14 protein-coding genes are annotated in these 12,552 nt (G+C 74.1%); 11 read left to right on the plus strand and 3 right to left on the minus strand.

Going from position 1 to position 12,552, the window contains the following annotated elements; genetic code table 11:
* Positions 1-3 precede the first annotated feature (3 nt).
* Complete coding sequence (locus LZ495_RS08325; protein ID WP_268822484.1) at positions 4-2,805, minus strand: SpoIIE family protein phosphatase; 2,802 nt, start codon at positions 2,803-2,805, stop codon at positions 4-6.
* A 257-nt stretch (positions 2,806-3,062) separates the two neighbouring features.
* On the opposite strand from LZ495_RS08325, the gene LZ495_RS08330 reads away from it, so the two are divergent.
* The 10 genes from LZ495_RS08330 to LZ495_RS08375 all read left to right on the plus strand — a co-directional run bounded on the left by LZ495_RS08330 (position 3,063) and on the right by LZ495_RS08375 (position 9,724).
* Positions 3,063-3,686, plus strand: coding sequence for an RNA polymerase sigma factor (locus LZ495_RS08330; RefSeq protein WP_235051358.1), 624 nt, complete (start codon positions 3,063-3,065; stop codon positions 3,684-3,686).
* The gene (locus LZ495_RS08335) at positions 3,677-4,345 is read left to right on the plus strand and encodes a hypothetical protein (RefSeq protein WP_235051359.1); all 669 of its coding nucleotides are present in this window, start codon (positions 3,677-3,679) and stop codon (positions 4,343-4,345) included. Before LZ495_RS08330 ends, LZ495_RS08335 begins: the two co-directional genes overlap by 10 nt.
* Positions 4,342-4,755 carry an Asp23/Gls24 family envelope stress response protein gene (locus LZ495_RS08340; RefSeq protein WP_235051360.1) on the plus strand — a complete coding sequence of 138 codons (414 nt, stop codon included), beginning with the start codon at positions 4,342-4,344 and terminating at the stop codon, positions 4,753-4,755. Before LZ495_RS08335 ends, LZ495_RS08340 begins: the two co-directional genes overlap by 4 nt.
* A gap of 136 nt (positions 4,756-4,891) precedes the next feature.
* A complete protein-coding gene (locus tag LZ495_RS08345; protein ID WP_235051361.1) occupies positions 4,892-5,413 on the plus strand; it encodes an Asp23/Gls24 family envelope stress response protein in 522 nt (173 codons plus the stop codon).
* A gap of 215 nt (positions 5,414-5,628) precedes the next feature.
* Positions 5,629-5,811, plus strand: a complete 183-nt coding sequence (locus tag LZ495_RS08350; protein WP_235051362.1) for a hypothetical protein — start codon at positions 5,629-5,631, stop codon at positions 5,809-5,811.
* On the plus strand, positions 5,811-6,185 hold the full coding sequence (locus tag LZ495_RS08355; RefSeq protein ID WP_235051363.1) for an Asp23/Gls24 family envelope stress response protein: 375 nt from the start codon (positions 5,811-5,813) through the stop codon (positions 6,183-6,185). Before LZ495_RS08350 ends, LZ495_RS08355 begins: the two co-directional genes overlap by 1 nt.
* A complete protein-coding gene (locus tag LZ495_RS08360; RefSeq protein ID WP_235051365.1) occupies positions 6,182-6,826 on the plus strand; it encodes a DUF6286 domain-containing protein in 645 nt (214 codons plus the stop codon). The genes LZ495_RS08355 and LZ495_RS08360 overlap by 4 nt, the downstream gene beginning before the upstream one ends.
* 19 nt (positions 6,827-6,845) lie before the next feature.
* Positions 6,846-7,418 (plus strand): Asp23/Gls24 family envelope stress response protein, encoded by a 573-nt coding sequence (locus tag LZ495_RS08365; protein ID WP_235051366.1) that lies wholly within the window; start codon positions 6,846-6,848, stop codon positions 7,416-7,418.
* 127 nt (positions 7,419-7,545) lie between these two features.
* Entirely contained in the window at positions 7,546-8,121 is a 576-nt protein-coding gene (locus tag LZ495_RS08370; protein WP_235051367.1) for an STAS domain-containing protein, read from the plus strand.
* A gap of 292 nt (positions 8,122-8,413) precedes the next feature.
* Positions 8,414-9,724: an outer membrane protein assembly factor BamB family protein gene (locus LZ495_RS08375; protein WP_235051368.1), complete on the plus strand. Its 1,311-nt coding sequence runs from the start codon at positions 8,414-8,416 to the stop codon at positions 9,722-9,724.
* Positions 9,725-9,909: 185 nt separating this feature from the next.
* Here the strand turns inward: LZ495_RS08375 and LZ495_RS08380 are convergent, their stop codons facing one another.
* Positions 9,910-10,332, minus strand: a complete 423-nt coding sequence (locus LZ495_RS08380; protein ID WP_235051369.1) for a VOC family protein — start codon at positions 10,330-10,332, stop codon at positions 9,910-9,912.
* A 203-nt stretch (positions 10,333-10,535) separates the two neighbouring features.
* On the opposite strand from LZ495_RS08380, the gene LZ495_RS08385 reads away from it, so the two are divergent.
* On the plus strand, positions 10,536-11,525 hold the full coding sequence (locus LZ495_RS08385; RefSeq protein WP_235051370.1) for a helix-turn-helix transcriptional regulator: 990 nt from the start codon (positions 10,536-10,538) through the stop codon (positions 11,523-11,525).
* Between the two features lie 79 nt (positions 11,526-11,604).
* Here the strand turns inward: LZ495_RS08385 and LZ495_RS08390 are convergent, their stop codons facing one another.
* Entirely contained in the window at positions 11,605-12,333 is a 729-nt protein-coding gene (locus LZ495_RS08390) for a GntR family transcriptional regulator (protein WP_235051371.1), read from the minus strand.
* Positions 12,334-12,552 lie beyond the last annotated feature (219 nt).

Raw genomic sequence — 12,552 nt, forward strand, 5'->3', positions numbered from 1 at the left:
CGCTCAGAGGTCCTCGTCCCACTGGGCGAGGAGCGCGTCGGGGTCGATGTCGTCGTGCCGGCGCTCGGGGTGGAGGGCCTGTTCGGCCCAGATGACCTTGCCGCGCGCGGTGTAGCGGGTCCCCCAGCGGTCCGCGAACTGCGCGACCAGGAACAGGCCGCGGCCGCCTTCGTCGGTGGTCGCGGCGCGGCGCAGGTGCGGCGAGGTGCTGCTGCCGTCCGAGACTTCGCAGGTCAGGATGTCGTTGTGCAGCAGGCGCACCCGGATGGGCTGCGCGGCGTACCTGATGGCGTTGGTGATGAGTTCGCTGAGGATGAGCTCGGTGTCGAACGCGATCTCGTCCAGCCCCCAGGCTTGCAGGGTGGCCGTGCACGCCGTGCGGACGCGGGCCACCTCCTGCGGGTCCGAGGCGGCCTCCCAGGTGGCGACGTGGTCGGGCGGGAGGAGCCGGGGCCGGGCCACCAGGAGGGCGATGTCGTCGCTCGGGCGTTCGGGCAGCATCGCGTCCATGACCGCCGTGCAGGTCTGCTCCGGGGTGCGTCCGGCGCCCCCGGCGGCCAGCGCGGCGCGCAGCCGCTCGAATCCGGCGTCGATGTCGGAGCCGCGGTGTTCGACCAGGCCGTCGGTGAACAGCACGAGCTGCGACCCTTCGGGCAGGTCCAGTTCGGTGGCTTCGATGGGCTCGTTGCCGGCCAGGCCCAGCGGCGGGGAGCCGGGGATGTCGGGGAACACCACGGTTCCGTCGGGCTGCACGATCGCGGGTCCGGGGTGGCCGGCGCGGGCCAGGGTGATCCTGCCGATCACGGAGTCGTAGATCGCGTACATGCACGTCGCGCCGGTGACCTGGGCGGCCGTGTCGTCCTTGTCCTGGTCCTGGTCGATGCGCGCGACCACGTCGTCCAGGTGGCCGATCAGTTCGTCGGGCGGCAGGTCGAGAGCGGAGAAGTTGTGGGCGGCGGTGCGCAGCCGTCCCATGGTGGCGGCGGCATGCAGGCCGTGGCCGACGACGTCGCCCACGATGAGCGCGACCCGGGCTCCGGGCAGCGGGATGACGTCGAACCAGTCGCCGCCGACGCCGGCTTGGGCCGGCAGGTAGCGGTAGGCGACCTCGAGCGCGTCCTGGTCGGGCAGTCCGCGGGGCAGGAGGCTGCGCTGGAGGGTGACCGCGAGGGTGTGCTCGCGGGTGTAGCGGCGGGCATTGTCGACGGACAGCGCGGCGCGGGCGACGAGTTCCTCGGCGACCACGCGGTCCTCATCGTCGAACGGCTCGGCGTCCCGGCCGCGCCAGAAGGTCGCCAGTCCCAGCACGACGCCGCCGGCCTGGAGCGGCACGGTGACCACCGAGTGGAGTCCGGAGGCGGCGAGCCGCCGGGCATGCTCGGGGTCATGGCCGCGGCCGTCGGCGGCGGCCAGATCGGTGTGCACCACGGCGCGGCCGTCCTCGACGGCGGCGGCAACGGGCGTGCCGGGCGCCCTGTCGAACGGCTCGCCGACCGGTCGCAGGGGGTGGTCGTCCGGTGCGCCGTGCAGGGCGGTGCGGCGCAGGGCGGTGCCGGTCGGCTCCTCGCCCCGCAGCACGGGGTCCAGGAGTTCGACGGTGGCGATGTCGGCGAAGGCGGGTACGGCCACGCCGGCCAGTTCCTCGGCGGTGCGGCGGACGTCGAGCGTGGTGCCGACCCGGACTCCCGCGTCGTACAGCAGCCGGAGGCGTTCACGCGCGACTTCGGCGTGCCCGGCGAGCGCCCGCAGTTCGGTCGTGTCGCGGAGCGTCACCACGCTTCCTCCGGGGCCGCCGTACGGGGCGGTGGTCCGCTTGTTGACGGCCAGCAACCGGTCCCCGGCCGGGTGCACCTCGTCGTCGGCGACCCGGTCGGACGCCAGCAGCGCGGCGAGCGAGGGGTCCACGGGCAGGTCCTGTACGGCGCTCTGCTCGTTGTCGGGCGGCAGGTCGAGCAGGCGGCGCGCTTCGTCGTTGGCGAGCAGCAGGCGCCCGTCCGCGCCGATGATCAGCACGCCTTCGCGCACCGCGTGCAGGACGGCGTCGTGGTGCTCGTACATCCGCGTCATCTCGGCCGGCCCGAGGTCGTGCGTCTGGTGCTGCAGCCGCCGGCTCACCAGCGCGGTCCCGCCCGCGGCGAGGGCCAGCGCGGCAGCAGCGCCGCCCAGCATCAGGGGCAGCTGGCGGTCCACGTTGTCGCCGACGCGGTCGGTGGTGATCCCGGCGACGACGACGCCGACGAAGCGGCCGTCCGGGGCGAACACCGGCGTGCTGGACACGATGGACCTCCCGGCCGTGGCCGAGACCGTCGCGGTGACCGATTCGCCCTGCAGCAGCTGCTGCCGCAGGACCTCCGGCACCTCGAGGCGCACGCCGATCCGGCCGGGCTCGGTGTGCGCGACCCGGACGCCGTCCGCGTCGAACACCGCGACGTAGGCGACGCCGGTCCGCTCCATGACCCGCAGCGCGGCAGGCTGCAGCACGGCGGTCGGATCGGGGCTCTCGAGTGCCGCCGCCACCCCGGGCGCCTGGGCAAACCCCTCGGTGACTCCGAGTGACTGGTGGCGTGCCTTGCTCTCGCTGTCGCGGTGCGCCTGCAGGACCAGCGCCGTCGCGGCTGCTGCGCTCAGCAGCAGCACGACCGCGACCTGCAACCAGAACACCTGTCCGGCCAGGCTCCGCAGGCTCAGCAGCCCGCGCCTCGAAGCCGCAGGCTGCACCTCGGGCTTTTCGGACGCCTCGCGCGACCCGGCCCCGATCCTTCGCGGAAACGGCGAGCGCGTCGATCGTCGACGGCGCCATGCCATGCTCCCAGTTGTAACACCCTGACCATTCCGCGCCCAGTCGTGGAGTCGGCTTCCCGCCCCGCACACCTTTCCGGCGGCCCGCCCCCGCACGCCTTTCCGACGGCCCGCGCGTCCGGGAATCCGGCCGTCGATGCGCACCGCCACCACCGACCGAAATCCCCAGCGCCGTGTGACGGCCGGTGCCGCGGAGGTTCGCCGTGGGGCGGTTGGCGGTGCCCTAGGCTTGCCAGTCCACGGCCGCGGACATCGGAGTCAGGATGCACGGTTACGCCCCTGACGCCCTACCGCCGGGCGGTGCCCCGGGAACGGACGGCCAGGCTGCGGACTCGGCGGCGGACTCGGCGACGCCGGAAGCGCTGCTGGTCACCCGTGCGGCCGAAGGGGACGATGCCGCGTTCGGCGTGCTGGTGCGCGGCCACGCGCCGCAACTGCTCGCGCTGGCGACCCGGCTGCTGGGCAGTGCCGTCGAGGCGGAGGACGCGGTCCAGGACGCGCTGGTGACCGCGTGGCGCAGGCTTCCCGAGTTCCGCCGCGAAGCGGCCTTCGGCACCTGGCTGTTCCGCATCACCACCAATCGCTGCCTCAACCTGCTCCGGGCCCGTCCCGCGACCCGGCCCCTGGAGGCGGCTCCCGAACCGCGCATGGCCGATCCGGCTCTGGACCCGCCGCGCGCGGCCGAGTCGGCGGCGTCCGGGCGGGCGCTGAACGAGGCTCTTGACGCGCTCACCGCCGATCAGAGGGCATGCTGGGTACTGCGGGAGCTGCACGGAATGTCGTACGAGGAGATCGCCGATGTCGTCGGCATCGCGGAACCGGCCGTCCGCGGCCGCCTGTTCCGTGCCCGCCGCAGCTTGATGGAGGCGATGCAGGCATGGCGCTAGAACCACCCCCGACGCCGGACGACGCCGACGACGAGGTTCTGCCGTGCGGGGCCTCGCTGGCCGGCATCTGGGACGCCGGGCAGCCTCCCGTCGGGCACGGCGCCTGCCCGCACTGCCGCGCAGCGGCCGCCGACACGTCGGCGCTGCACGAGCTGGTCGCCGAAGCCGCTGCCCCCGGCGGGACCACCGACGCGGCCCGGCACGCGGACTTCGCCGCCCGCGTGATGGACGTCGTCCGTACCGAACTCCGTCCCGGCCCCTTGCTGCCGCTCGGCACCCCGGCGGCAGCTGTCGGGGGCGAATCCGGTGATCCCGAGGACGTCGACGAATGGATCACCGAGGCCGCCGCCGCTCGCGTGCTGCGTGCCGCTGCCGAACGCGAGCCCGGGGTGTGGGCGGGCAGTTGCCGGATCCGTGCGGCAAGCGCGCCCGCCCGCGCGCACCCGGGACAGCGCCTGCCGCGCGAACCGCTGCGCGTGCGCATCGAGGTCGCGGTCGCTTCCGCACCCCGACTGACCGATACCGCCGAACAGGTGCGCCGGCGTGTCCTGGACGCCGCCGACCGCGAACTCGGCATCGACGTCGCCGCGGTGGACGTGGCGGTCGTGGAACTGCGCGACGAACCGCCGACCGCCTCGCCCCGGAGGGCCCCGCGATGACCACGCGCTACATTCCGGCACCCGCAGCGCCGGGGCCGTCCCGCAGTCTCGCGCTGGCCGCCGCCGAAGCCGCGCGCCAAGTGCCGGGCGTCGCGTACCTCAGCCCGGGGATACGCGGTGTCGATGCGCGGCGGACGCAGCGCTTCCGCGACCCGGCTGCGGGCGTCACCGTCACCGCTCAGGCGACCGGTCGGCATGTGCGCATCCACCTCGCCGTGTACGAGGGGCAGCGGGTGTCGGCCGTCGCCGGCGCGGTGCGCCGGGCGGTCGCGGATGCGCTGCGGGCTGCTCTGGCACCGTCGTCCCCGGGCTCGACGGTCGGCTCGCCGGCAGGCGCGGCGGACAACGCGCCGGTCGCGCCGGTGACGGTCGGCGTCGTGGTCACCGCGGTCCTGTCGGCGCCGCGCTGACGTCCGTGCCGCTGGGCCGATCGGGGGAAGCTGCAAAGAAGTTCGCGATGGCGCGTGAGGATTCCGCGGCTGGTGTGTCCAAGAGGCATCGGAACACACCGGATGGGCCGCCCGGCCCGCCATGAGGAGGACGAGTATGAGCAGCGCCACGAAGACCGACTCCGCGACCTCGACCGGTGCCGCGCGCCGCACGCCGGGTGCCGGAGCCGCATACGACAGCGTCGCGCCTGCCGCGCAGACCGGACAGGAGGTCGCCGTACCGGCGTTCGCCGTCCCGGCCGACCGCGGCCGCACCTCCATCGCCGACCCGGTCGTCGGCAAGATCGCCGGTATGGCCGCACGCGAGGTCGCCGGCGTGCACGCCTTCGGCGGCAGCCTGACCCGTGCGCTCGGCGTCGTCCGGGACCGCGTCCCGGGCGGGCGCCCCAGCGTCACCCGGGGCGTGAAGGTCGAGGTCGGCGAGAAGCAGACCGCGATCGACCTGGAGATCGTCGTCGAGTACGGCGTGGCCATCAGCGAACTGGCCTACGAGGTACGCGAGAACGTCATCTCCGCGGTCGAGCGCATGACCTCGCTCGAGGTCGTCGAGGTGAACATCGCGGTCACGGACATCCACATCCCCGGCGACGAGGACTCGTCGAGCACGCGCGTCGAGTAGCCGCGCCGGGACGTGCCTGCAGTCCCGCAGGCCGCCCGCTCGACAGGTCAATAACTCGACAGGTCAATAGCTCGGCAGGTCAATAGCTCGGCAGGGCGCCGTCGCGGCATGCGCGAGGGCGCCCGCCCGCTGCCTGTCCCTTCGGATCGCGCGGCATCCGCGCTCATCGACGCGAAGCGTGCCCCTGGCAGGCACGGGCAGGGAGTTGGAAGTTCATGAGCACCCCCATCGTGGGCCTGCTGGCCGGCATGGTGCTGGGCCTGGCTGCCGCGCTCGGCGGCATCGGAACGCTGCTGCTGGTCGCGGCCGTGGGCGCGGTCGGCTTCCTGGCCGGGCGGTACCTGGACGGCGACCTGGACCCGGGTGAGCTGTTCACTTCCCGCGGCCGGCGCCGTTGATGGCGGCGCTCGTTCCGGCCGGCTCCGCAGGCGCGCCGACGCCCGTCTCCGCCGCCCATCGGGGGTCGCTGCGGATCGCGGACCGGGTGGTCCGGAAGATCGCCGCCCGGGCCGCGGCCGAGGCGACCGGTGCGGCCGCCCCGGACACCGCGCTGCGTCGGCCCAAGGCCGGGGTGAAGGTCCGCGACGCACACGCCACCGTGCGCCTCGACCTCGATGTGCCCTACCCCGGACGGGTCGTGGACATCGCCGCGACGGTCCGGCAGCGGGTACGCGCCGACGTGGAGCGGCTGACCGGGCTGCCGGTGCTGCGGATCGACGTGGTGGCCGGCCGGCTGACCCGGATCGGGACGGGTGGGAGGCGGGTGCGGTGAGCGCGCCGGACGCGCCCTTCTCCGCGGCCATCGGCCTCGCGGATACACCTGTCGACACGCATGCCGACACGCATGCCGACGCGCTTGCCGCGGTGCCTTTCCCGGGGTACCGCAAGCCGCGGCGGGCGTGGTCGCCACGCGGGTTCACCGCCGCGATGACGGCTTCGGCCGTCGGTCTCGCCGCCGGGACCGTGGTGTTCGTCGGAGTCTCGGCCCGCCTCGAGCGCACCCCGGGGTGGGCCGACGCGACCCTGGACTGGCTGCAGACCCACGCATGGGCCGAAGACCCCGTATGGATCGCCGGCTTCGCAGTAGCGGTCGCGGGCCTGTGGCTGATCGCGGTCGCCCTGACACCGGGGCGGCGGCACCTGCTGCCGCTGGAGCCGGTCGGCACCGCGATGTCCGCGTACATGACCCGCCGCACCGCGGCGCAGCTGCTGCGGCACACGGCTCTGTCGTCCACCGGCGTCCTGGACGCCCGGGTGCGGGTCACCCGGCGGCGTGCCCTGCTGCACGTGGACTACCACTTCCGCGACGCCGACGAACTGTACGACGAGCTCGACGCGGCGCTCGAAGAGCGCATGGACACGCTGCTGCCGTCGCGGCCTTTGCGGGTCGACGTCTACCTCCGACCTGCCTGAGGGAGATGAGCCGAGCATCATGCGACGCGTCCTGAACCGTGTCCTCCTCGCCCTCGTCGGTCTGCTCATGCTGGTGGGCGGCTCGGCCGCGGCAGCCCGTTCCCGCGGCGGGTTCCACGGCCGGCTCGGCGATGCGCTGGGCACCGCGCACAAGCCGCTGATCACCCCGAGCCAGACCGAGCGCCTCACCGAGCACGGCTGGTGGTGGTGGGTCGCGTTCGGGCTGCCGGGGGTCGTGCTGGCGGTGTGCGTGGGATGGTTCCTCGCGCAGTCCCGCCGACGCCTCGTGAAGGCGCTGCGCGTCGCCGACGCCGTCACCGTCGACGGGCATGCGTTGGCGCACGCCGTCGAGGACGACGTGCGGCGGATCCCCGACGTGATCTCGGCGCAGGCCCGGCTCGTGCGCCGACGGCACGGCCCGCAGCTGAAGCTCGCGGTGCGCGCCGAGGCCGGCGCGCACCCGTATGCCGTCCTCCGGGCGGTCCGCGACGAGGCCGTCGAGCACGGCCGCACCAGTGTCGGACTCGAACGCCTGCCTGTCGACGTCGAGTTCCGCACCGTCCGCGGCCTGCCGCGTCGACACCTCCACTAGCCTCCGCGGTCGGCAACCCCAGGCCGGCGACGGGTACCGAAATCCACCGAACGGACGCGTGAGGTTCGCGCGCCGGAGGTGTCCAAGCACACACAAGTCCGGTCCCGCCACCCCGAGGAATCCCCCGATGCCCGCGCGCCCCCGTCCCGAGACCACCCGCGACCACCGCCACCTGCCCGCTCCGGACCACCGGCCGTTCACGGCCTGCCGCGTCCACATGACCGCCCGGACGCTCGTCCTCGTTCCGGACGGCGACATCACCATCACCGCGGACCGCTGCCTGCGCGCGGCAGCGTCCGAGATCCGCACCGGAGTGGCACACGTGCAGCTCGACCTCACCCGCGTCCCCTGGATGGACGACTACGGCCCCCACTTCCTCGACCACTTGGCGCAGCGCTGCAGCGCCGTCGGAGCGACCCTGGAGATCAGCGGCCTCGGCGAAGGCCTCGAACCTCCCGCTGCTCCAAGGGAGTTCGCGGCCATCACGATGGTCCGGGACGACGCTGCCCGGGCACATCCTCACCGTCCACGGCCCGCATCGGCCTCCGCGCAGCCCCAGGGCGCGCCCCGGTCGGCCTCGGCAACTGCGGTGAGCAGTCCCGCCGGGTCATGCCTCCGACGAGTCATGGCTCCGCATCCTTCGTCCTGCACGCATGCCGTCGTGTCCGCCGACCGGCCGGGGACAGCGTCGGTGCCGGCCTGATCGAAAACCGGGCGCGGCTTCACAGGGTGAGGGCGGCAGACAGCCGCAGCCAAGCGCAACGAGGGCGGCCGGCGGCTCGCCGGCCCGTTGCCGGACCACCCCCGCCGGATCCCGGTCGGTGAAGGCGAGGGTCCCTGGCGCCCGGGACTGCGGGAGCGGAACCGTACCCGGTACGGGGCCGCGCGGGGACGCACCCCGAGTCGCGACCACCGGGGCGGACCCGGGGCGTCGACGGGCGCGCCGGTCTTCCCGAGCGACGCGCGGGGCTGTGCCTGGGGGGAACATGATCGGGATGACGGGGCAGGCGGCGTCTCCGCCGAGCCGCCGAGGGGTGCTGCGCCTGGCCGCCGCGCTGACGGGCGGGGCGGTGCTCGGGGCGACCGGGTGCGGTACGGGCGGCAGCGCAGGCGTACCGCGCCGCGCGCCGCTGTGGACGTTCCGAGCCGAGGACAACGAGTGGATCCAGGGCCGTCCGGCCGTGGGGTCAGGGCAGTTGTACGTGACCACGGACGCGGACCGGAGACCCGGCGGTTCGGCGTACGGCATCGACGCGGCGACCGGCCAGGTCCGATGGCGCTTCCGGTGCGGGGGCGAGACTTGCGCACCGGCGCTGGTCGGTGACGTGGTGGTGTTCGGCTCGGGCAGCGAGAACAGCCGGGGCACCTGGTACGGCCTGGACGCGGCGACCGGGTCGGAGCGGTGGCGTGTGCCGGACCTGGGGAGCGACTGGACCCTGCCGACAGTGGTGTCCGACGGCGTCGTCTACGTCAACTCGTCGCCGCGGCAGGGGTCAGGGATGTTGGTCGCGATACGGGCGTCCGACGGGCAGCGCCTGTGGTCGTTCCCGACGCCCTCGCCGTCGATGCTGGTGTCGGTGGCCGGTGAGGTGGTGCACGCGGTCGACCCGGACGGCAACGCCGTCGGCCTCGACACCCGCACCGGCCGCCCGCGGTGGACCGGGCCGTTGAGGGCGTACAGGTTCGGGCCCGCCGTACCGGCAGGTGAGCTGGCGTACGTCCTCACCCAGGACGCCGACTGGAACCTGGGCGTGGCCGCCTACCACCCGAGCGACGGAACGGTCCGCTGGCAGACCGGCCCCGAATTGCGCGCCAACGCTCTCATCAGCGTGGCCGACGGCGCGGTGTACTACAGCACCGCGTCAGGCGGCGCCGGGTGCCTGGACGCCGCGACCGGCAGCCACCGCTGGTTCACCCCGCTGCCCAGGCCGGACGGCTCGAACTACATGATCACCCCGGTCGGCGACCACCTCTACGTGGCCTTCCCGCGCGGGAGTTCGGTGCTGCACGCACTGGACCGCGCCACCGGCGCACCCCGCTGGGAGACCAAGGTCTACAAGGCGAACCCGGACCGCTTGGAGCACGCCGGCACCGAGTGGGTGGCCGGCGGTCCGGACGGCAACCTCCTCGGCCGCGACCAGGACCGCTTCGTCGGCCGGGACCCGGCAACCGGCAGCATCCGCTGGACGGTAGGCGGCGTGCGGGTGCAGGGCGGTGCGGTGGTGACAGCCGGAACCACCGCCTACCCCACCCACTTGGGCGAGTTGTACGCGGTCGACATCGGCCCCCTCCCGCCCGACGCCTGAGCTGCCCGCCCGCGGCAGCCCTGGCGGGGCTGTCGCGACTCGCAAACCCGCTGACCGGCAAGGCAATGCCGACCGCGGACCGGCGCCGGCACCGCCGCCACCGCCCTCTCCGCCGCGCCCACCTGCCACGCGCGTTCCTGACGTCGGCACGTGGCAGGCGGACGAAGGCCGGCGGCACCTGCCGGTCAGCCCCCGTAGGGGACGGCCACGTCCAGGACCCAGGTCACTCCGAACCGGTCGGTGACCATGCCGTACAGCGGAGCCCACGCAGCAGGCCGGAGGGGCTGCCGCACGGTCGAACCGGGGGCCAGCTTCTCCCACAGGGCACTGATCTCGTCGGCGTCGGTGCCCCGCACGGAGACGAAGAACGGGTCGTGGCCCTGGCTCCAGGGCAGGTGGGAGGGCGCGTCGTAGGCCATCACATGGAAGCCGTTGTCGCCGGTGACCTCGCCCCACATCACCCAGTCGGCCTCGGTCTCGTCGGCGATGTTCCCGGCGTCCTTGTAGGTCACGGCGACGACGCGTCCGCCGAAGACGGACTGGTAGAAGTCCAGTGCCTCGCGCGCGACACCTCGGAAGTTGAGATGGGTGGTGGTCGTGACGGACATGGCTTGCTCCTTCGGTTCAGCTCGGCTTGGCCCGGCTCCGCTTGGCCCGGCTCGGCTCGGCGTGGCGAACGGGCGCCGCCTGCCTCCCGCGTCCGCAATTCGGCGGCCGCGGCCGGGGGTATCGGCGCCCCGACTGGCTCACGACCCACAGTCGCAGCAGTAGCGGACAGCATCGGTCCGCTACCTCGGGCAGAATCCGAAGCATGCGAAAGACGTCCTCGCGGTTGCTCACCTTGCTCTCGCTGCTCCAGACCCCGCGCGACTGGTCCGGGAGCGAGTTGGCCCAGCGCCTCGACGTCACCGCGCGCACCGTACGCCGCGATGTCGACCGGCTGCGGGAACTCGGCTATCCCATCAGGGCGTTGAAAGGGCCTGCGGGCGGCTACCGGCTGGCTGCGGGCACGCACCTGCCGCCCCTGCTGTTCGACGACGCGCAGGCCATCGCCCTGACCGTCGCCTTGCAGACCGCAGCCTCCGAAGGCACCCCACTGGCCGACGACGCCGCGCGCACCCTGGCCACCCTTCGCCAGGTCCTGCCTCCGCGCCTGCGCCAACGCGTCGACCTCGTGCAGGCCACCGCGGTCCGGCCGTCGGACTCCGGCGCCCAGGCCCCGGTCGACGGCCAGACACTCGCGGACATCAGCCGTGCTGTCCGCGCCGGGGAGGAACTGCGCTTCGACTACGTCCAGGACCCAGGTGCCCTGACCGGGCAGCCCCGCCGGGTCGAGCCGCACCACCTGGTCATCTGGCACGGCCGCTGGTACCTCGTCGCCTGGGACCTCGACCGCGCGGACTGGCGGACGTTCCGCGCCGACCGGATCCGCCCCCGCACACCCGCCGGCCCCCGGTTCACCCCCCGTGCCCTCCCCGGAGGCGACGTCTCCGACTTCGTCACCGGCCGATTCCGCGGCACCGACGGCACCACCACCGCATGGCCCTGCCGCGGCGAGGTCATCCTCCGCCGCCCGGCCGCCGAAGTCGCCGCATTCGCAGGCGACGCAGTCGTCGAACCCGTCGCCGCCGACCGCTGCCGACTCACCCTCGGATCCTGGTCCTGGACCGGACTCGCTGCCGCCATCGCCCGCTTCGACGCCGACATCGAAGCGGTCACCCCACCGGAACTGGCCGCCGCCTTCGCCCGAATCGCCACCCGCTTCGCCACAGCAGCAGAAGGCGGCACCGGCCGCCCCTGACCGGGCGCGCGGCGATGGACCAGCCGGCCATGGCAGGCGCGAGCATCACCATGCCGCCGGAATCACCGACCGCCGTACCCTAGCGGCGGGCGCGGCGGCGGGTGTGGGTCACCTTGACGGGGTCGATGTCCGGGTGTGACCAGCTGTGGGCCAGTTCGAGGCTCGGGGCGCGGCCGGCGGCGACGTGGCGCAGCGCGTACGACGCTGCGCGTTCGGTGTCGTGGGCGGCGATCGCCGTGTACAGCTCTTCGTGCTCGGCGCACTGCTCGCCGGGGTCGCGGTCGGCGGTCAGGCGGAACAGCCACTGCAGCCGGGCGTCCAGCGGTCGCATGAGAGAGGTGAGCAGCGGGCTGTCGGCGAGGTCGACGATGGCCGCGTGGAAGGCCGCGTTGGCGGCCGCGATCGCGGGGCGGTCGCCGCGCGCGGTGGCCGCGCGGGCGTCGTCGAGGCGTGCGCCGAGGCGCGCCAGTCCGGCGTCGTCGGCGCGTTCGGCGGCGAGCCGGGCGGCCAGCACTTCGAGGCTCTCGCGGACGTCGAAGAGGTCGCGTACGTCCGCCGGCGTGAACGGCGAGACCAGTGCGCCTCGTTGCGGGACGAGCACCACCAGCCCCTCGGCCTCGAGGCGGCGCAGCGCCTCGCGCAGGGGAATGCGCGACACCTCCATCTCGGCGGCCAGGTCGCGTTCCACGAGCCTTTGGCCGGGCTGGAGTTCCACGTCCACGATGCGCTGCCGCAGGATACGGTACGCGCGGTCGCGCAGCGACTCGCGCGCTGCCCCGGACGCGTCGTCCGCCCCGTCCGCCGCCACTGGCACCGCCTCACCGCTCCGGGCGCGGCCGACCGCCGCACTGTCGCAACTCCACCCGAGCCCCCGTGGGTCCGGCGCCGACCACCTTATGCCGCGGACTCCGCAACCGGCGCGAGGCGCAGGCGAGGCACAGACGAGGGTCACATGCCCGCTGCGGCCCCCGGTGCCGCGGCCGCACCTGGCGGGCGACGCGTCTGCGCGCCACGCCATCACCGGCTT

Source organism: Yinghuangia soli (assembly GCF_021502675.1).
GTDB classification, from domain to species: Bacteria; Actinomycetota; Actinomycetes; order Streptomycetales; family Streptomycetaceae; genus Yinghuangia; species Yinghuangia soli.

Coding starts and splice junctions, on each gene's coding strand:
- LZ495_RS08330 (WP_235051358.1), top strand. CDS start 3,063: ATGCACGGTTACGCCCCTGACGCCCTACCGCCGGGCGGTGCCCCGGGA.
- LZ495_RS08385 (WP_235051370.1), top strand. CDS start 10,536: ATGCGAAAGACGTCCTCGCGGTTGCTCACCTTGCTCTCGCTGCTCCAG.
- LZ495_RS08345 (WP_235051361.1), top strand. CDS start 4,892: ATGAGCAGCGCCACGAAGACCGACTCCGCGACCTCGACCGGTGCCGCG.
- LZ495_RS08350 (WP_235051362.1), top strand. CDS start 5,629: ATGAGCACCCCCATCGTGGGCCTGCTGGCCGGCATGGTGCTGGGCCTG.
- LZ495_RS08325 (WP_268822484.1), bottom strand. CDS start 2,805: ATGGCATGGCGCCGTCGACGATCGACGCGCTCGCCGTTTCCGCGAAGG.
- LZ495_RS08335 (WP_235051359.1), top strand. CDS start 3,677: ATGGCGCTAGAACCACCCCCGACGCCGGACGACGCCGACGACGAGGTT.
- LZ495_RS08340 (WP_235051360.1), top strand. CDS start 4,342: ATGACCACGCGCTACATTCCGGCACCCGCAGCGCCGGGGCCGTCCCGC.
- LZ495_RS08355 (WP_235051363.1), top strand. CDS start 5,811: ATGGCGGCGCTCGTTCCGGCCGGCTCCGCAGGCGCGCCGACGCCCGTC.
- LZ495_RS08370 (WP_235051367.1), top strand. CDS start 7,546: ATGCCCGCGCGCCCCCGTCCCGAGACCACCCGCGACCACCGCCACCTG.
- LZ495_RS08375 (WP_235051368.1), top strand. CDS start 8,414: ATGACGGGGCAGGCGGCGTCTCCGCCGAGCCGCCGAGGGGTGCTGCGC.
- LZ495_RS08365 (WP_235051366.1), top strand. CDS start 6,846: ATGCGACGCGTCCTGAACCGTGTCCTCCTCGCCCTCGTCGGTCTGCTC.
- LZ495_RS08380 (WP_235051369.1), bottom strand. CDS start 10,332: ATGTCCGTCACGACCACCACCCATCTCAACTTCCGAGGTGTCGCGCGC.